This is a genomic window from Polynucleobacter sp. AP-Feld-500C-C5, from assembly GCF_018882265.1.
Taxonomy (GTDB): Bacteria; Pseudomonadota; Gammaproteobacteria; order Burkholderiales; family Burkholderiaceae; genus Polynucleobacter.
Genome location: NZ_JACVOW010000022.1, coordinates 34,296 through 53,558 on the forward strand (window position 1 = coordinate 34,296; position 19,263 = coordinate 53,558).

The 19,263-nt window shown below is 45.5% G+C and carries 14 protein-coding genes; 6 read left to right on the top strand and 8 right to left on the bottom strand.

Going from position 1 to position 19,263, the window contains the following annotated elements:
- The first annotated feature begins 104 nt into the window (after positions 1-104).
- Complete coding sequence (locus tag ICN21_RS06565; RefSeq protein WP_216177723.1) at positions 105-731, top strand: YhbY family RNA-binding protein; 627 nt, start codon at positions 105-107, stop codon at positions 729-731.
- 52 nt (positions 732-783) lie between these two features.
- Here ICN21_RS06565 and ICN21_RS06570 read toward each other — a convergent pair whose 3' ends face one another.
- The 7 genes from ICN21_RS06570 to gloB all read right to left on the bottom strand — a co-directional run bounded on the left by ICN21_RS06570 (position 784) and on the right by gloB (position 10,672).
- The gene (locus tag ICN21_RS06570) at positions 784-1,275 is read right to left on the bottom strand and encodes a DUF4149 domain-containing protein (protein WP_216177724.1); all 492 of its coding nucleotides are present in this window, start codon (positions 1,273-1,275) and stop codon (positions 784-786) included.
- A gap of 8 nt (positions 1,276-1,283) precedes the next feature.
- Entirely contained in the window at positions 1,284-1,760 is a 477-nt protein-coding gene (gene greA / locus ICN21_RS06575) for a transcription elongation factor GreA (protein ID WP_215297019.1), read from the bottom strand.
- 56 nt (positions 1,761-1,816) lie between these two features.
- Positions 1,817-5,080, bottom strand: coding sequence for a carbamoyl-phosphate synthase large subunit (gene carB, locus ICN21_RS06580; protein ID WP_216177726.1), 3,264 nt, complete (start codon positions 5,078-5,080; stop codon positions 1,817-1,819).
- Positions 5,080-6,267, bottom strand: coding sequence for a glutamine-hydrolyzing carbamoyl-phosphate synthase small subunit (gene carA, locus ICN21_RS06585; RefSeq protein WP_216177991.1), 1,188 nt, complete (start codon positions 6,265-6,267; stop codon positions 5,080-5,082). Before carA ends, carB begins: the two co-directional genes overlap by 1 nt.
- A gap of 250 nt (positions 6,268-6,517) precedes the next feature.
- A complete protein-coding gene (locus ICN21_RS06590) occupies positions 6,518-8,401 on the bottom strand; it encodes a propionate--CoA ligase (RefSeq protein WP_216177728.1) in 1,884 nt (627 codons plus the stop codon).
- A gap of 28 nt (positions 8,402-8,429) precedes the next feature.
- Positions 8,430-9,863: a transglycosylase SLT domain-containing protein gene (locus ICN21_RS06595; RefSeq protein WP_216177731.1), complete on the bottom strand. Its 1,434-nt coding sequence runs from the start codon at positions 9,861-9,863 to the stop codon at positions 8,430-8,432.
- Entirely contained in the window at positions 9,863-10,672 is an 810-nt protein-coding gene (gloB, locus tag ICN21_RS06600) for a hydroxyacylglutathione hydrolase (protein ID WP_216177733.1), read from the bottom strand. The genes ICN21_RS06595 and gloB overlap by 1 nt, the downstream gene beginning before the upstream one ends.
- A gap of 6 nt (positions 10,673-10,678) precedes the next feature.
- On the opposite strand from gloB, the gene ICN21_RS06605 reads away from it, so the two are divergent.
- From ICN21_RS06605 to dnaQ, 5 genes are all read left to right on the top strand, one after another.
- Positions 10,679-11,497, top strand: a complete 819-nt coding sequence (locus tag ICN21_RS06605; RefSeq protein ID WP_216177735.1) for a class I SAM-dependent methyltransferase — start codon at positions 10,679-10,681, stop codon at positions 11,495-11,497.
- A gap of 9 nt (positions 11,498-11,506) precedes the next feature.
- Positions 11,507-11,971, top strand: coding sequence for a ribonuclease HI (gene rnhA, locus ICN21_RS06610; RefSeq protein WP_216177738.1), 465 nt, complete (start codon positions 11,507-11,509; stop codon positions 11,969-11,971).
- 111 nt (positions 11,972-12,082) lie between these two features.
- Positions 12,083-13,390 (top strand): efflux RND transporter periplasmic adaptor subunit, encoded by a 1,308-nt coding sequence (locus ICN21_RS06615; RefSeq protein WP_216177740.1) that lies wholly within the window; start codon positions 12,083-12,085, stop codon positions 13,388-13,390.
- Positions 13,387-16,485 (top strand): efflux RND transporter permease subunit, encoded by a 3,099-nt coding sequence (locus ICN21_RS06620; RefSeq protein ID WP_216177742.1) that lies wholly within the window; start codon positions 13,387-13,389, stop codon positions 16,483-16,485. Before ICN21_RS06615 ends, ICN21_RS06620 begins: the two co-directional genes overlap by 4 nt.
- The gene (dnaQ, locus tag ICN21_RS06625; protein WP_216177744.1) at positions 16,485-17,195 is read left to right on the top strand and encodes a DNA polymerase III subunit epsilon; all 711 of its coding nucleotides are present in this window, start codon (positions 16,485-16,487) and stop codon (positions 17,193-17,195) included. The genes ICN21_RS06620 and dnaQ overlap by 1 nt, the downstream gene beginning before the upstream one ends.
- On the opposite strand, the gene ICN21_RS06630 is transcribed toward dnaQ, so the two are convergent.
- Positions 17,192-19,255, bottom strand: coding sequence for a glycosyltransferase family 41 protein (locus tag ICN21_RS06630; protein WP_216177746.1), 2,064 nt, complete (start codon positions 19,253-19,255; stop codon positions 17,192-17,194). The two genes, dnaQ and ICN21_RS06630, sit on opposite strands and share 4 nt — an antisense overlap.
- Positions 19,256-19,263: the final 8 nt, after the last annotated feature.

Genomic DNA, 19,263 nt, shown 5'->3' on the forward strand with positions numbered 1-19,263 from the left:
ATTTTCCTAGTTTCTGCCCCCTAAAGCAAAAGGAATCGACTGAAAACCAAGCAAATCCAGTCTAAATAGGCGCTTTTACCAATCAATGCTCTATCATCAAGTCCATGACAGCACTGACTATTACCCCTGCCCAACGCAAATCCCTCAAAGCTGATGCACACGATTTAAGTCCTGTGGTGATGATTGGCGGAGACGGCCTTACCCCAGCAGTCATTAAGGAAGCAAAGTTAGCCATCAATCATCATGGCTTAATTAAGGTCCGCGTATTTGGTGATGATCGTGAAGCTCGCATCGCAATCTATGAAGAGCTATGCGAGCAATTAGATGCCGCACCAGTACAGCACATTGGCAAATTACTGGTGCTTTGGAAACCAAAAGATATCGTTGATGAAGCTTATGCCAATTTAGGTCGCTCCAGCAAACAAACTAAAAAAACTTTGCAAGCACCCCGCACCAAACGTCAACCCAATCGTGTACCAGCAAAATCGGGTATTCGCACCAGCAGCTCTGAAAGATCAGACCGTCGTTCAGCGTCCAATAAATCGCCATTTGAACGTGCGGCGGCCGTCAAATCCTCAACACCTAAGAAGCGCGTTCTTCGCTCAGAAGCTGCTGAGTCTAAGATTGGCTGGTCCTCACCTGGCTATCGCAAGGCAGCTGCAGCACCTGCCCCGATTAAGAGACGCAAGGTTCGTATGAGTAGCAATAAGAAAAAATCTCTTGGCTCCTAGAGCTTAATTTTTTCTTAAAGAACGCCGCTAGTCGGCGTTTTTTATTACCAATCTAATGCTGCTTGGTATATGAACCGATTAAGCGCCAGACTAAATAGATGCCAAGCGCGCTCTGTATTAAGTACAACGCACTAGAGGCTCCATGGAGTTTGCCAAAGAGTTCGGCAGAGGGCGAAAGCATTACCGGCATACCTTGCATTAAAGCTTGATCGCGAAGAGTATTCATCCAAGGTATCAAGACCAGCATACCCAGCAAAGAACACAGCAACATTGCTAGCAAAAGCCAACGAGCCAAGCGATAAGCATTCAGGCCACGTCTAACCAAGAGATTGGCCAGTACCAATAATGCAATGGCAATGGTAATGCTCAAGTACGCTTCAATTCTAAAAATGGCTCCCGCTACCATTCCGGCAACTTGACGATCTGTCAAAGTACTAAAGATAGCTGGTGCCACTAAATACCCAACGGTTAGAAGGCTACCTACCCAAAATGATGCTATTAGCGTAAAAAGTCTTTGCGCTCCAAAATAGTGAGCAGCGCTCATGATGTTAATTAGATATAGCGTACTGACAAGATCTCAACTTCGCGATTGCCGCCAGGAGCTTGCACAGCAACCACATCACCCTCTTCTTTACTAATTAAGGCACGGGCAATCGGAGAGCTAATGGAGATTTTGTTTGATGCAATATCTGCTTCATCATCACCTACGATTTGATAAGTGAACTTTGTGCCGTCTTCGAGATCCTCAAGATCAACTGTGGCACCAAAAACGACCCGGCCAGAAACATCTAATGCTGCAGGATCGATAATTTGAGCAGCAGAGAGTTTGCCCTCTAGTTCTTGAATGCGGCCCTCAATAAAACCTTGCTTTTCTTTGGCTGCATCGTACTCAGCATTTTCTGAAAGATCACCTTGAGCGCGCGCTTCAGAAATGGCATTAATCACTGCTGGACGTTCGACATGCTTGAGGCGGTGCAACTCCTCTTTCAGGAGTTCTGCACCACGCTTAGTAATGGGAATTGTGCTCATGCTGCTAACCTAACTTAAAAACAGGCGCAAAACGCGCCTATAAATTGGATTTTAGATTAAATGAGCGTCCGATGTAAGTTTTGTAATGAATACACCTCGAGGGACTCTTTGCTACCGTTTTGGGATGCCAGCAAGCCATCCATGACTGCACGAGCTGCACTAATGGTGGTGTAGTAGGTCACGCCATTTGCTTGAGCACTAGTTCGAATAGACCTAGAGTCAGCAATGGCAGTCCGGGTCTCATCCACCGTCGTGAACACCAAGGAGATTTCACCATTTTTAATGAAATCCACAATATGAGGACGACCGTCTTTGACCTTATTCACAACGCGCACCGGTAACCCAGCAGCCTCAATGGCAGCAGCCGTTCCTTTGGTAGCCACCATTGGGAAACCGAGCTGGTGCAATAACTTAGCCACCTCAACTGCCTTGGGCTTATCACTATCTTTCACTGTCAGGAGCACAGTACCGCTCTTCGGCAATTTAATGCCAGCACCCAATTGCGATTTGAAGAGCGCTTCACCAAAGGTTTTACCCACACCCATCACTTCACCAGTAGAGCGCATTTCCGGTCCCAGAATAGGATCAATGCCCGGGAACTTATTAAATGGAAATACTGCCTCTTTGACAGAGAAGTATGGAGGCTTTACTTCAGACTTGATACCTTGCTGCTCCAAAGATTGGCCCACCATGCAACGAGCAGCAATCTTCGCTAGCTGTAAACCCGTTGCCTTAGAGACAAACGGTACGGTGCGAGATGCCCGTGGGTTTACTTCCAAAACGTAAATCACATCTTTACAATCTACGTTCTGAATCGCAAACTGAACATTCATGAGACCAATAACATTGAGACCTTTAGCCATCGCTGCAGTTTGACGCTTGATCTCTTGAACTGTTTCATCGGAGAGTGAGTAAGCAGGTAATGAACATGCTGAGTCACCTGAGTGAACACCGGCCTGCTCAATGTGCTCCATCACGCCACCAATAAAAACCTTCTGACCATCGCTGATGCAATCCACATCGCACTCTATTGCATCATTGAGGAAGCGATCAAGTAAAACTGGAGAGTCATGAGAGACTTTGACTGCTTCACGCATGTATCGCTCAAGATCACGGCCATCGTGAACGATTTCCATGGCGCGACCGCCTAATACATAGGAGGGACGCACTACCAAGGGATAGCCGATTTCTTCGGCAAGTTTCAATGCCTCTTCTTCAGCCCGTGCAGTCCGGTTAGGCGGTTGACGCAAACCTAGGTCTTGCAAGAGTTTTTGGAAGCGCTCGCGATCTTCCGCTGCGTCAATCATGTCGGGCGATGTACCAATAATCGGTACACCATTGCGCTCTAGGTCTAAAGCGAGTTTCAGAGGCGTTTGGCCACCGTATTGGACAATTACCCCTTTGGGTTTTTCTTTCGCAACAATTTCTAATACGTCTTCAAGCGTGAGGGGCTCAAAATACAAGCGGTCCGAAGTATCGTAGTCAGTAGAAACAGTTTCTGGATTACAGTTGACCATAATGGTTTCATAACCATCATCCCGCATCGCTAAGGCAGCGTGCACACAGCAATAGTCAAATTCGATACCTTGACCAATACGGTTAGGGCCGCCGCCCAAGACCATAATTTTCTCTTTACTTGTGGGACGAGATTCGCATTCACCATGTTCAGCCTCGTATGTCGAATACATATAGGCTGTATTGGTCGAGAACTCAGCGGCACAGGTATCTACCCGCTTGTAGACTGGTACTACTTTTAAGCGATGACGTGCAGCACGCACGGAAGATGCATCAACTCCCAGTAACTTTGCCAAGCGACGATCAGAGAAGCCTTTTTGCTTTACAAAACGCAGTTCTGCAGCTGAGAGACTATCAATCTTACGTAGCTTCAGTTCAGTCTCAATCGTAATGAGCTCTTCAATTTGTTCTAAGAACCAAGGGTCTACTTTGGTTTCGTTATAGATTTCATCTAAACCCATGCCCATGCGGAAGGCATCAGCAAGGTACCAAATACGATCAGGTCCGGGCTCATTGATTTCATTGATGATGTCATCTAGATCTGTCGAGAACTCATCTAAACCATCCACACCAACCTCTAAGCCACGTAAGGCTTTTTGAAAAGACTCTTGGAAAGTACGGCCAATAGCCATTACTTCTCCAACCGACTTCATTTGGGTTGTCAAACGGGAATCGGCCTGCGGGAATTTTTCAAACGCAAAACGGGGAATCTTGGTGACTACGTAGTCAATCGATGGCTCGAATGATGCTGGAGTAGCACCACCAGTAATGTCGTTCTTCAGCTCATCCAGTGTGTAACCCACCGCTAATTTGGCTGCGATCTTGGCAATCGGGAAGCCAGTGGCTTTGGAGGCTAAAGCTGATGAGCGGGAAACTCGAGGGTTCATCTCAATCACAATCATGCGACCATCCACTGGATTGATCGAGAACTGAACGTTTGAGCCACCAGTATCCACACCGATTTCACGGAGAACCGCAATCGATGCATTGCGCATGATTTGATATTCTTTATCGGTCAATGTTTGGGCGGGCGCAACAGTAATGGAGTCACCCGTGTGGACACCCATTGGATCTAAGTTTTCAATTGAGCAAACAATGATGCAGTTATCGTTACGGTCACGCACCACTTCCATCTCAAACTCTTTCCAACCAAGCAGCGACTCTTCAATTAAGAGTTCACGAGTTGGGGATAAATCAAGGCCACGTTTGCATATCTCTTCGAACTCCTCACGGTTATATGCAATACCGCCACCTGAACCGCCCATGGTGAAGGAAGGACGTATTACTACCGGGAAACCAGAACTGCCAGTTTCCTGTTGAATGCGCTGCTGGACATCTAATGCTTCATCCATGGAGTGAGCAATGCCAGATTTTGCAGAGCCAAGACCAATCTTGGTCATTGCATCTTTAAATTTCTGACGATCTTCTGCTTTATCAATAGCTTCTGGTGAAGCACCAATTAATTCACAGCCATATTTTTCTAATACACCATGGCGATGCAAATCTAATGCACAGTTCAAAGCAGTTTGACCGCCCATGGTTGGCAAGATGGCATCTGGTTTTTCGGTTGCAATGATGCGCTCTACTACCTCCCAAGTGATTGGCTCAATATAAGTTACATCAGCCATCTCAGGGTCGGTCATGATAGTTGCAGGATTACTGTTTACTAGAATGACTTTGTAACCTTCATCTCGTAGTGCTTTACAAGCTTGTGCACCGGAGTAGTCAAACTCACACGCCTGTCCGATCACAATCGGACCAGCACCAATAATCAAGATACTCTGAATGTCGCTACGCTTAGGCATTATTTGCCCTCCTTCTTGCTGGCAGCATTCATAAGCTCCACAAATCGATCAAATAAATAGGCGATGTCATGCGGTCCAGGTGATGCTTCAGGGTGGCCCTGGAAACAAAGCGCTGGCTTATCTTTCCAAGCCAAACCTTGCAACGATCCATCAAATAAGGAAACGTGTGTCACGCGAATATTGTCTGGCAAGGTATTGGCATCAACAGCAAAGCCATGATTCTGAGAAGTAATAGCAACACGGCCAGTATCCAAATCCTTCACTGGATGATTTGCACCATGGTGACCGAACTTCATCTTCAGGGTTTTAGCGCCTGCTGCCAAGCCCATGATTTGATGGCCTAAGCAGATACCAAAAGTGGGTACGCCTTTTTCAATGATTTCTTTTGCAGCAGCGATTGCGTAATCACAAGGACCAGGATCTCCAGGACCGTTTGAGAAAAATACGCCGTCGGGATTCATTGCTAAAACTTCAGCAGCAGAGGTTTGTGCAGGTACCACTGTCAACTCGCATCCACGTTCAGTGAGCATGCGCAAAATATTGCGCTTCACGCCAAAGTCATAAGCAACCACTTTTTTGGTGGGTTTGGTTTTATCCAGAGTTCTATAAACTGGTTTGTCATCGGGACCATGTAATTCCCACTCAGCTTCACGCCATTCATACGCTTTTGGAGTTGTCACTACTTTGGCTAAGTCCAGTCCAGACATTCCAGTAAAGGCTTTAGCTAGCTCAAGCGCCTTTTTAGACAAGACCTCGTAATCCTCGCCCAACTTACCCGCCACAATAGCGCCAGATTGGGCGCCTTGATCACGCAAGATACGGGTGAGTTTACGGGTATCGATTCCAGAGATCCCAACAACTCCGGCTTTAGTGAGGTAGCTATCTAAACTCCCCTCAGAGCGGAAATTAGAAACCCGTTTTGGTAGATCTTTAATCACGAGACCAGCAGCATGAATTTGATCTGATTCAGCATCTTGTGGATTTACGCCGACATTCCCAATATGAGGGTACGTCAAGGTCACGATTTGGCGTGAATAACTTGGATCGGTAATGATCTCTTGATAACCCGTTAAGGCGGTATTGAAAACAACTTCACCGGTAGTTTCGCCAGGAGCGCCAATACTAAAACCGGGGAATATGGTGCCGTCGGCTAGAGCCAACACGGCAGGAGGAAAAGAAGGAAGCAAGGGTGACAAACCATCTCCAGTCCCTGCTCCATCCGACGCTCAAAACCCCTAAAAAGACTAACCCGAGGCTTGTTTATGCGGGAGGTGAGTGTCTTTAAGCGCTAGGGTATTTAATAAGTTTCGAACCTTTCAATCATACCAGTTTTGGTCCATAAACCCTTGAATCCCCAGCCTAATGGGCTTTAGAGGTGGCTCCTCCCCAAATCCGAAATCTGGGGAGATGCAAAAAAGTGTTTTTTGCTGCCGAAGTTTAAGTTGCTGCACCTTGCTCAATAATGGTCTTAATCTGAGCCAACACAGTCTGGTCTTCCATAGTGCTAATATCACCCGGATCGCGCCCTTCAGCAACCGCTTGCAATGCGCGGCGCACGATCTTGCCAGAACGGGTTTTCGGTAATGCGGTCACGACATAAACACGACCAGGACGAGCAATCGCTCCTAGCTGGCTATCTACTGTCTTCATGCACTCTTTTTCTAAATTCTCCGCTTTGGCTGAATCTTTAGGAATCACAAAGGCAATGGCTGCCTGACCTTTTAGCTTGTCTTCAATACCAACCACCGCAACTTCAGAAATATTGGGATGACTAGAGATGCTTTCTTCAATTTCCCGTGTACCAAGGCGGTGGCCAGCAACGTTAATCACATCATCAGTACGACCCAAGATAAAGAAGTAACCATCTTTATCTTTAATACCCCAGTCGAAGGTGGAATAAATTAACTTCCCAGGAATCGTTTCCCAATAGGTGCTCACGAAACGCTTGTCATCGCCCCAAACAGTTTGCATACAACCTGGAGGTAGCGGACCTTCAATCGCGATGACACCCTTTTGATCAGGGCCTAACTCGGCGGAGCTAGCATCATCTAGAAGTTTCATGTTGTAACCAAAGGATGGCACGCCTGGTGAACCGAACTTATGGGGCATCACTTCTACGCCGCGTTGAATCGCCAACATTGGCCAACCAGTTTCAGTCTGCCAGTAATTATCGACAATTGGTTTTTTAATCGCATCATGAATCCAACTTGCTGTTGGTTCATCGAGTGGCTCACCAGCCAAGAATAAAGCACGTAATGTGGAAAGATCATGCTTGGTTAAGAATGCAGGATCTTGTTTTTTGAGAACACGCACCGCAGTAGGTGCAGAGAACATCACCGATACTTTGTATCTGGCAACCAACTCCCACCAAATGCCAGCATCAGGACGTAATGGCGTGCCTTCATACATGATGGTTGCCATGCCATTGAGCAATGGGCCATAAATGATGTAGCTATGCCCCACTACCCAACCAATGTCTGAGGTGGTGAACATCGTTTCACCAGCTTTGCCACAGAAAATATGGTTCATGGTGGACATCAATGCCACTGCGTAACCACCGGTGTCACGTTGAACACCCTTAGGTTTACCGGTCGTTCCTGAGGTATACAGAATGTAGGAAGGATGCGTTGCATCTACCCATTCAATTGGAACAATATCGTTGAGGTGTTGTTGACGCTCAGACCCATAGTCCAAATCTCTTCCAGCCACAGTAGTGAACTCAGACAGTCCACGATTTACTATCAATACTTTTTCTGGTTTGTAGCTGGCGAGAGTAATTGCCTCATCCAATAATGGCTTATAAGGCACGGCTTTACCGCCACGCATACCTGCTTCAGAAGTCACCACCATTTTTGGTTTTGCATCATCAATGCGAGAAGCAAGGCTATGGGAAGCAAAGCCACCAAATACTACTGAGTGAATCGCCCCAATACGGGCACAAGCCAACATTGCGAAGCAGGCTTGGGCAATCATCGGCATATAAATCAGTACACGATCACCTTTTTTAATGCCATTGGCTTTATAAATAGCAGCCATACGATTCACTTCTTCGTAGAGCTCTTTAAATGTGTACGCCTTCTCTTGATCGGTTTCTGTAGAAACCGCTACTAATGCAATTTGATTTGGGTTGACTTGGTAGTGACGATCCACTGCGTTGTAGCAAAGATTCGTTAGGCCACCTTCAAACCATTTTGCAAATGGCGGGTTGTCGTAGTTCAGAACCTGATCGAAGGGCTTTTCCCAGTGAATCAAATTAGCCTGCTCAGCCCAAAATCCGTCTGGGTCTTTGATCGAGCGTTCGTGATGTGCTTTATAAGACATGGTCAACCTAATCTAAAAGTTTCTGAAATTACGGGTTTTTGCTCGCCCCCTTGGCACTAGGGTTACCGCTTGAGGACGCTGAAGTTACATTTTTCGCAGATTTTGCAAGTCCTGTCGATGCGGATTTATGCTGAGATGCAGCATTTTTTTGTGGAGATTTAGCCTTAGCAACCGTTTCAACACCTTTGTTTGGCTTGACTGGGGCGCATTTCACTGCTTTGGCATTCTTCACCCCTTTAGCGGGTTTAGGGCAATTCGGTGTGGGTGGCGGTGGCTTGACTAGACTCAGGCTGGCATTGTCTGCCATCGCCGAAGAAACATCTCCTGAACGATTACCAACCTTAGGAATGATCACGGTAGATCCCGCCTTGATACGCATACCACTCGGAATGGCATTCACTTGTCTTAGCGCCTCTGGACTGACGCCCAATGTTTTGGCAGCTTGATCAACACTTTCAGTTTTACTAATCCTCACTGCGGTCCAAGAAGACAGGGGTTTCGTGTACTTCTTGAGATTTTCTTGAAAGATTTCTGCATGGCCGAACGGCAACAAGATTTGTTGGTTAGCATTACTCAGAATTACAGGCTTATTAAAAGAGGGGTTCAGACTATGAAATTCATCCTCAGGAATTTCCGCCAACTTAATCGCCAAGGCAACATCAATATCATTACCAACATCTAGCGCAACAAAGTAAGGGTGGTTTTCTAATTCTGGTAAGACGATGCCATAAGCCGATGGATCTAAAACAATCTGTCGATAGGCCATCAATTTAGGAACATACATGCGGGTTTCGCGAGGCATGTTCAAACTCTCATAATCCGTTGATAGGCCTGCAGCGAGATTGCGTTTTTGGGCTTTAGCAACATTGCCGGCACCCCAGTTATAAGCAGCAAGAGCCAACTCCCAACTACCAAATTGATTATAGAGACGCTGTAAATAATCCAAAGCAGCATCGGTGGATTGCAAAACGTCTCTACGCTCATCGCGAAAGACGTTTTGCGTTAATTGAAAATCTTTTCCAGTTGCTGGCATAAATTGCCACAGGCCTACCGCTTTTGCACTCGATTTAGCATGGGTAACAAATGCACTCTCCACAAAGGGAAGCAAGGCTATTTCGGTTGGCATATTGCGCGCATTGACTTCTTGCACAATATAAAAAAGGTAACGCGATGAACGTGCCATAGAGCGGTTGACATAATCAGGTCGAGCACTTAACCAGCGAACTTGCTCAATCTCTAATGGGGTATTCATCGGCTCCATTTGAAAGCCATCCCGAATCCGTATCCATAAATTATCAGAAGGTGCATACACCTTACTAACAGACTGATTCTTCAGATTAACGGAAGTAGCCTTGGATGCTTTAGAGCCTGCTTTAGCTGGCGTATCCGATGACCAAACACCCGTGCTGGAACAGCCTGATAAAAAAACGGCAACCGCGATTGCCGCATAGATCAAACGCATCAGAATCGATCTTTCCAAGCACGAATCACTGCTAGCACATGCGCTGGACTCGGAAGATCTGCTTGATGAGAAGCCGCTTTTGCAGACGCAATCACCTCCGCCTGATCACTGCGCATAAACGGATTTACTTGTAGCTCTTGTCCAATTGTTGTCGGTAGTGTTGGCAAACCTTGTTGACGAATTTTCTGCGCACGCTCTGACCAAGAGATTAAGTTCGCATTATTTGGCTCGACTGCAAGTGCAAATCGAATATTGGATAAAGTGTATTCATGGGTACAGTACACCAATGTATTTTTAGGGAGTGCAGCAAACTTGGCTAAAGACTCTGTCATCTGAGTTGGTGTACCCTCAAACAAGCGTCCGCACCCAGAAGCAAATAGGGTATCGCCACAAAACAACATAGGCTCGATAACATTAGCTTGCATATTCGCAAAATAAGCGATGTGACTTAAGGTATGGCCTGGCACCTCATAAACTTTTAGACTAATACGCGGGGAATCGATCTCAAACTGATCGCCCTCTTTTGCCACTTGAGTTCGCCCAGGAATATTGTTACCGGCAGGGCCATATACCGGAATCTGGGGGCCCAATGCATTCAATAAATTGAGAATGCCACCAGTATGGTCCGCATGATGATGGGTAATCAGAATGCCTTTTAGCGTCAGCTCAGACTGTGAGAGGTAATCCAGAACAGGAGCAGAATCGCCCGGATCAACCACCAAGGCTGACTTTCCATCATGGATGCACCAGATGTAGTTGTCATCAAAGGCCGGGATCGGCCAAACTTGCAATAAAGTATTCTTATCCATAAACCGATGATACCAACCCCACCTATTCCTTCGCAGATGCCCGCACCCCCTTGGAGTTCATGGGAGAAGTGGCTCCAGTCGCCTCCTGGGCAGTATGTGCTTGGCTGGGAGCAAAAGTGCTTTGATCGCATTGTTGCGGATGTTTTTGGCTTTCATGCAGTCCAGATTGGCCTACCCCAAATCAATGCCCTAAGCGAAAACCGCATGCCCTTGCATGCCCTCTTGGTGAACTCACAAGATAGTCGAAAAGATGCGCACCGTTTTAGTTGGCGTGTCATAGAAGGTAACGCGAATGAGCTCCCCTTTGCCAATGAAAGTATTGACCTCATTGTTTTGCCTCACGTCCTCGAGTTTGCAGCCGATCCCCATCAAATTTTGCGTGAAGTGGATCGAGTATTGCTCCCTGAGGGTCGCTTGGTCATTTCTGGTTTTAATCCTGCCAGCTTATGGGGTGCCAGACAATATCTCAGTAGGCTGATTGGCAATCCCTATCTACCGCGGGATGGCCAATTTATTGGCCTCTTACGTATTAAAGATTGGCTGCAACTATTGAATTATTCACTCGACCGTGGTCACTTTGGGTGTTACAAATTTCCTTTACACGGCGAACCTGCCATGAACCGCATGGACTTTCTCGAACCGATGGGCAACCGTTGGTGGCCTATCTTTGGTGCAGTGTTCATCGTCTCGGCAATCAAGCGTCACAAAGGCATGAGGCTGATAGGACAAGTGGCATCTGTTCGCCTTCCAGCAATCAACCAGTTAGCCCCTGCTGCCGAACGTAATCAATTATGCGATTCCTTGAACAAGACTGAGGTCAATTAAATTAGCAATATGCCTCATACCAAACCAGCACATCACCCTCCTCATATCGTCATCTATACCGATGGTGCCTGCAAAGGTAACCCCGGGCCAGGAGGATGGGGTGCGGTCCTGCGTTCAGGTAATCATGAGAAGCAGATCCATGGCGGCGAAAAACTCACCACCAACAATCGCATGGAAATCTGTGCTGTGATCTTTGCCCTTCGCGCCTTGAAACAACGAAGCTCCGTTGAGCTTTGGACGGACTCCCAATATGTGCAAAAAGGGGTCACTGAATGGCTTGAGGGCTGGAAAAAGCGTGGATGGAAGACCGCCAACAAAGATCCAGTCAAAAACGCTGATTTATGGCAAGAATTGGACGCCTTGCTCCCTGACCACGATATTTCTTGGCACTGGGTCAGGGGTCACAATGGCCACCCCGGAAACGAGCTGGCTGATCAGCTAGCTAATAAGGGTGTTGAAGAGTTTTTACCCTAGGTTAGATTAGCCCTCGCCCAGCGCGATTAAAGCCCGCTTATGAGAGAATGGGCAGGCATCATTTAGCCAGAAACCGCATTTAAACTACAAAAAACTTAGAAAAACGAGACTGTGTCAAAAATAGAATCTTCTCTCGATCAGTTAGTCGCCAAGTTAGGCCAGCTTAAAAATGTTGGCAAAGCCCGTTTGTGTGCTGTTTGGCAAAAACTATCACCCATTACTGGCAAGTTAAAGCAGCTCGATTTTGCTACTGTCAAATCCTTTGCGATTCGATACAAATGGCGCATCCTAATAGTCATCATCATTTTGTACGCAGGATCGAAGGCTTTTGATTACTTTTTACCAGCAGGAAAAAAAGCTGGTGGTCCGCAAGTTATTACTAGCGTAGTCGTACAGAAGAAAGATATCCCCCTGGTTATTGAAGCTACCGGCACGACGGTTTCTAACAGCATTGTAGATATCCGTCCAATGGTAACCAATACAGTCTCTAAAATTCATATTAAGGATGGCGAAGAAGTTAAAGAGGGACAGCTTCTTTTTACTCTTGATGATCGCAATGACAAGGCTAATTACGAACGGCTTAAAGCATTGGCTGATGATGCTCAGAAACAATATCAACGTGCAAAAGAGTTGGTAGAGAAAAACTTTATATCTAGGGCTGGCTTGGAGACATCCTTAGCCAATGCCAAGTCTGCACAAGCTGCTGCTCGCTCTGCGGAGGTGCAACTCTCCTTTGATTCTATTCGCTCACCTATTAATGGAAGAGCAGGAATTATTAATGTCTTCCCTGGCTCTCTAGTCCAAGCAAGCAATATTGTATCTACTGCAACAAGCTCTACTGCCACCTCGAGCGTAGGTTCGATGGTGACAATTACGCAACTCAATCCGATTAATGTTCAGTTTGTTATTCCAGAAAAGGATATTCCCATCATCCTGGAAAATAAGAAGGGTGATGCACCTTTAACTGTAAAAGTCACTATTGGTGATACTGGAAAAAATACTTATGAGGGTCAGGTTCTGGTGATCGACAATCAAGTAGACCCTCTGATTGCCGCTGTTCGTGTTAAGGCACAAATTCCGAACGATAAGTTAGAAGTGCTTCCTGGGCAATTTGCTCGCGTTTCACTGAACGCCAACACTCTAAAAGATGTGATTGCTGTGCCTACTCAGGCCATTGTCATTGGCCCCAATGGGCGCCTAGTGTATGTTGTTGACAAGGATGACAAGGTCACTGCAAAACCGGTAAAGGCGACCTATGAATACCTTGGCACTTCAGTAATTACTGGAATTAATGCTGGTGATCGCATTGTGGTTGAAGGTAAGCAGAATTTACGTACTGGCAGCAAAGTGCGTGAAGCAAAATCCTCCAAATCAGAGCAGCCCCCTGCTAATAAAACCACTCCTGCTGAACCAAAATGACGCTTTCTGAGCTATGCATTAGACGCCCTGTAATGACGATATTGCTGTCTATTGCAACTGTCGTTGCTGGAGGGGTTGCCTATTTTAAGATTCCGGTAGCCGCACTTCCTAGCTTCAATACACCAGTGATTTCTGTAACGGCCACCTTACCTGGTGCATCACCTGAAATCATGGCTTCGGCTGTTGCGCTACCGCTTGAAAAAGAATTTTCAACGATTGATGGCATCAAAGTCATCAGCTCTACGAATTCACTTGGTTCAACGAGCGTGACTCTTGAATTTACAAGCGATCGTGATATTGATAAAGCAGCTGTTGATGTTCAGGCAGCCCTCTTACGGGCGCAACGCCGCTTACCAATTGAAATGACGGTGCCTCCTTCATATCGAAAGATCAATCCTGCCGATACCCCCGTATTAATTGTGCGTATGAGCTCCCCGTCAATCAGCCTCTCTGAAATGAATGCTTATGCAGAGAATTTGATGTCTCCAAACTTATCCACTATCACTGGGGTGTCACAAGTATTAGTGTACGGAGCAAAGCGGTATGCAGTCCGAGTAAGTGTGAGACCAGATGCCTTAGGCAATCGCAATATCACCATGGATGAGGTTGCTGCTGCAGTCAATAAAGCCAATACCAATAGCCCCATTGGAACTCTCGATGGCCCCCGCCAACTGATCACCATCTATGCCAATCCACAGTTAGTGACAGCTGAGGAATTTGGCAACTTGATCGTTGCACAGCGCAATGGACTTCCAATTTATCTCAAAGATGTTGCCGATGTTCAAGAAAGCTTTGAAGATGTAAAGACCTTTGCCTCAGCAAATGGTGAACGATCAATAGCGATTGCCGTACTGCGCCAACCAAATGCCAATACGGTTGAAGTTGTTGATTCAATCAAAAAACTGTTGCCTTCTCTCAAAGCGCAAATGCCGGAATCTATTCAGTTAACACTGGTTAATGACCGCTCCCTTTCGATTATTGAGTCAATTCATGATGTCAATCTGACATTGCTTCTCACTATCGCACTCGTTGTCTTAGTCATCTTCTTGTTCCTAAAGCATTTGTCTGCAACTGTCATTCCATCCATTAGCTTACCGATTTCTCTGATCGGCGCGTTCTTTGTTTTCTACTTTTTAGGCTACAGCCTGAATAACATTTCCTTACTGGGCATCACTCTTGCTGTTGGCTTAGTGGTAGATGACGCAATCGTAGTACTAGAAAACATCATGCGTTATGTTGAAGAAGGTATGGACCCCTTAAAAGCAGCATTAAAAGGTAGCAAAGAGGTTGGCTTTACCATCATCTCCATTTCTATTTCCTTGGTTGCTGTATTTATTCCGCTATTTTTCATGGTAGGTCCAATCGGCCTTCTCTTTAGAGAATTTGCCGTTGTGGTAACACTGTCTATATTGGTCTCAGCGGTTGTCTCATTAACAGTAGTACCCATGTTATGCAGCCGCTTTTTGCCTAAACCTGGTGAGCATCCAAAAGAATATGAAATTACAAAGCAGTTCGATCGCGCCTATGAATGGACCTTAAAAAAATATATTCACTTTTTAGATTTAGCCTTGGCAAACAGAAAGAGAGTGTTATTTGGGGCATTAGCCAGCTTTGTCATTACTATTGCTCTCTTTGTTTATAGCCCTAAAGGATTTTTTCCGGAAGAAGATATTGGTCAGTTACGCGTGACTGTAGAAGCCTCTGAGGACACTTCCTTTAGCACAATGATGGCTCTACAAGATCAGGCTGCGAAAGTAGTTGATAGCGACCCCAATGTTGCAACCTCAATCTCTATTCTTGGTGGCGGCCAAAGTTCAGGTCGCAATACCGGAAGATTCTTCATCATTTTGAAGCCCAAGGATGAGCGCCAAAAAATGAGCAAGGTAATGGAGGGTCTTAGATCCAAGTTCAAAGAAATTCCTGGTATTCAGGTCTACATGAGTCCAGTACAAAATTTACAGCTAGGTGGTCGAAGCAGTAAAAGTCGCTATCAATTTACCCTGCAAAGCGTTGGCTTTGAAGGTGTCAATGAATGGGCTGAAAAATTGTTACAAAAAATGCGCGCTGATCCCATTTTTAAGGATGTCACTAGTGACTCGCAATTAAAAGGTTTGAACGTCAAGATTGAAATTGATCGAGAAAAAGCCGCCAGTGCGGGAGTATCTATCGCCGATATACGTACAGCCCTCTACTCTTCTTTCGGTGAGAGGCAGGTATCCACCATCTATACCCCTGTCAATACCTATTACGTTATTTTGGAAACAGCAGAGAATGATCGTCAATTTGAAACCGACTTGAACAAGGTCTTCGTGCGGGGTAGAGCGACAGATAAATTGATTCCGCTATCCAGCCTGGCAAGCTTTGTCAGAACCGTGGGACCCACTGCAGTAAACCATCAGGGTCAGATTCCAGCAGTAACAATTTCTTTTAACCTTGCTCCAGATGTTTTCTTAGGGGATGCAACCAAGGCAATAGATGGCTTTGTTAAGGCGGTTGATTTACCGTCTTCCATCATCACGAGTTATGGTGGTGATGCAGCCGTATTTAAAGACAATCAATCGGGTCAGGTTATTTTGCTATTGGCTGCACTAGGAGTTATTTATATCTTGCTTGGTGTTCTGTATGAGAGCTATATTCACCCCCTCACCATTCTGGCGGGCCTACCTTCTGCAGCGATTGGTGCAATTTTGTCCCTACGCATCTTCGGATTTGAGCTAACTGTTGTTGCCTCGATCGGCATCTTGCTGCTCATTGGTATTGTGAAGAAAAATGCGATTTTGATGATTGACTTTGCTTTGGATGCCCAACGCAATCAAGGCATGACGCCCGATAAAGCGATTCGTGAAGCCTGTATCTTGCGCTTTCGCCCCATCATGATGACTACAATTGCTGCATTAATGGGCGCCCTTCCGATTGCCTTTGGTATTGGTGCAGGTGCAGAGTTACGACAACCGCTAGGTATCAGTGTGGCTGGTGGACTCATCTTCTCTCAGTTTGTGACTCTGATCATTACACCCGTGATTTATCTCTATCTAGATAAATATGCAGGTAATGGCCCTATGGAAATTCCACCATCCGTTCTTGAGGGAACCTAATGCGTCAAGTGATTTTAGACACTGAAACTACTGGTTTAAATCCAGCAACTGGTGATCGCATTATTGAAATTGGCTGCGTTGAAGTTATCGACCGTCGCTTGACGGATCGCACCTTCCATTATTACGTCAACCCTGAGCGAGATATTGATGCGGGGGCTTTTGCCGTTCACGGACTCTCTAGAGAATTTCTATCTGACAAGCCATTATTTGGCAGTATTGTTGAACAGTTGATTGAATTTGTAGATGGTGCTGAGATTGTGATTCATAACGCAGCCTTTGACTTGGGATTTCTGGATAATGAATTTGCACTTCTCAAGCGACCACCATTTCGTGGCCTAGCCTCTAAGATTATTGATACTTTGCTAGATGCACGGCAAATGTTTCCGGGTAAACGAAACTCTCTAGATGCCTTATGTGATCGCTTCTCAATCAGTAACGAACATCGTACTCTACATGGAGCGTTATTAGATGCTCAGCTGTTAGCTGAAGTCTATATCGCAATGACTCGAGGTCAGGAAGACCTCTCCATTGACTTAATCGATTACACAGTAGGCGCTGACTCAACCGGCCATACAAAAGCACTGCCAACAAGCTTAAAATTAATGCTAGCTAATAGTGAAGACTTGGAACAGCATGAAAAGATTTTGGCTGAGATCGCGAAATCAAGCAAAAAAGACCCCGTTTGGAGTCCTGTTCATGTTAGCAACTAAGACTTCTGCTCAAGAAAGTCCGTGTAAAGTTTTTCTAAATCTCTAACATATTCTTTGGTATTAAACAAAGGGGCTGTTAAGCGATTAGCCTCATGTTTCATGCGTAAATCTTTTATTAGTTGCGGTTGAGTAGCAAGCTCTAGAGCTTTTGCATAATACTCTTCTGGGGTATTCACAATCAATTCAGGCATACCTAATGAAGACACCTGACTAGCTGCTATCCTGCCTGCAAAGGTCTGACCTAACTGCGTTAAGACAGGCACTCCAGCCCATAAAGCATCAGCAGCCGTAGCGTGTGCATTGTAGTTGGGAGTATCCAAAAAAAGATCTGCTAAACGAAGACGACTTAAATGGTCTTTCCTTGCCGGCACACGGGTCGCAAACACAAGCCTGCGTACATCAACCCCACGTGCAATAGCCTCATTTTGTAAGTTCTTCATTGCCTTCTCAGAAGTCTTTGATAGCCAAAGGACGCTAGCTGGAACCTGTTTTAGCAATCTCATCCACAGATCAAAGATATCTGGATTAATTTTGTAAGAATTATTGAAGCATGAGAAGATAAATCCAGCTGCAGGCAAACCTTGACTCTCTCTTGTTGGTAAATCACCAAGTGCAGCAATCGAAATGCTTGTATCTACAGGGAAAAATGAATGCGGCAAACGCGCTATTTTTTCCGTGAAGAAGTCTTGGTCACTCTCAGGAATGGACACTTCATCTGCAATTAAGTAGTCATAAAAATCAGAGCCAGATGTTCCCGCATAACCAAGGTAATTAACTTGTAAGGGTGCAATTTTTTTAGAAAATAAGCCCGTTCTAGCACCTGCAGTGTGGCCATTGAGATCAATCGCTATATCAAGCTCTTGCTCAAGAATGAGATTTTTTGCACTAGTATCATTCAGTCCAAATAACTCGAAGGCGCTATCAAAGCTTGAGATGAGCCCACTCTCAACCTCATCATTGGATTTGGGATTCAAGAAAAAGCCCAACACCTCAAACTTTGACCGATCATGAAAATGAATCAGATTTTGCATCAGGATACCGACCGGGTGATTCTTAAAATCTGAAGAGAAGTATCCAATTCTGATTATGTCATCAGGAGTCCTACTACGTTTTTCAATCTGTTGCGAATCAATTCCTGGATAGCGATCAGCAACAAAAATTTGTGCGCAACGTTTTTGGAGCTCAAGACTTGCCGGAGTTTGTAACAAGGCAAAGGGAATGGTGACAGCATTGTTGTCAGCTAATAAAGATAGCATCTGAGAAACGGTTGGATCAACATCATCCCAAATACACGACGTTAACTTTGTAGAAAGCAGCTGTCCAATTAAATAAGGGTGCAAGGGCTTTAACGCATAGGCATTTCTATAACTCTCGTAGGCGTTTTCACCAGATTTAAGCTCAAGCAAAGCGTTTCCGTGATTTGACCACGCTTCGGCATAATTTGGATTCAGCGTTAACGCTTTTTCATGAGCTAATCTTGCTTCCTCAAAACGCCCCAAGTCAAATAATGCATTGCCGTAGTTAGTCCAGGCCTCTGGGTAATTTGCATTTAACTCTAGGGACTTTTGATAGTTGTCGATGGCCTCTAAACTAAAGCTTAAATCTGCAAGTAAGTTACCTCGATTTGACCAGACCAAATAATATTGGGGCTGCAATTCAATTGCTTTGTCATACAGTGAAAAAGCCTTGTCATAGTCTTTGAGCTTGGCATAGGAAGTTCCCATGTCCGTCAGGATTTGAGCATTATTTGGAATCAGGCGAGTCAACTTCTCATAGGTCTTGGCGGATTCACCAAATAGATTGGCTCCATACTGGGCCTTCGCTAGATTGGTAAGTAGCTCAGAATTTTTAGGGTCTAATGCTGAAGCTCTAGTAAAGGGCTCTACAGACTCTGCTACTCGCCCTTGCATTGCCATGCATAGGCCTTGAACTTGAAGAGCTACGATATCTTTAGAATTAATGCGCAATATTGAGCGCGCTATTCTCTCTGCAGACTCAAGCCGCTGGCTTTGAAACTCCAGCATCATTTGCTGGAGTAATGGCGCGTAGGGCTGAGCCATGGCTTAAT

Excerpts from the sequence above, each read along its gene's own strand:
- ICN21_RS06565 (WP_216177723.1), top strand. The coding sequence starts at position 105 with ATGACAGCACTGACTATTACCCCTGCCCAACGCAAATCCCTCAAAGCT.
- ICN21_RS06570 (WP_216177724.1), bottom strand. The coding sequence starts at position 1,275 with ATGAGCGCTGCTCACTATTTTGGAGCGCAAAGACTTTTTACGCTAATA.
- greA (WP_215297019.1), bottom strand. The coding sequence starts at position 1,760 with ATGAGCACAATTCCCATTACTAAGCGTGGTGCAGAACTCCTGAAAGAG.
- carB (WP_216177726.1), bottom strand. The coding sequence starts at position 5,080 with ATGCCTAAGCGTAGCGACATTCAGAGTATCTTGATTATTGGTGCTGGT.
- ICN21_RS06590 (WP_216177728.1), bottom strand. The coding sequence starts at position 8,401 with ATGTCTTATAAAGCACATCACGAACGCTCGATCAAAGACCCAGACGGA.
- ICN21_RS06595 (WP_216177731.1), bottom strand. The coding sequence starts at position 9,863 with ATGCGTTTGATCTATGCGGCAATCGCGGTTGCCGTTTTTTTATCAGGC.
- gloB (WP_216177733.1), bottom strand. The coding sequence starts at position 10,672 with ATGGATAAGAATACTTTATTGCAAGTTTGGCCGATCCCGGCCTTTGAT.
- ICN21_RS06605 (WP_216177735.1), top strand. The coding sequence starts at position 10,679 with ATGATACCAACCCCACCTATTCCTTCGCAGATGCCCGCACCCCCTTGG.
- rnhA (WP_216177738.1), top strand. The coding sequence starts at position 11,507 with ATGCCTCATACCAAACCAGCACATCACCCTCCTCATATCGTCATCTAT.
- ICN21_RS06620 (WP_216177742.1), top strand. The coding sequence starts at position 13,387 with ATGACGCTTTCTGAGCTATGCATTAGACGCCCTGTAATGACGATATTG.
- dnaQ (WP_216177744.1), top strand. The coding sequence starts at position 16,485 with ATGCGTCAAGTGATTTTAGACACTGAAACTACTGGTTTAAATCCAGCA.
- ICN21_RS06630 (WP_216177746.1), bottom strand. The coding sequence starts at position 19,255 with ATGGCTCAGCCCTACGCGCCATTACTCCAGCAAATGATGCTGGAGTTT.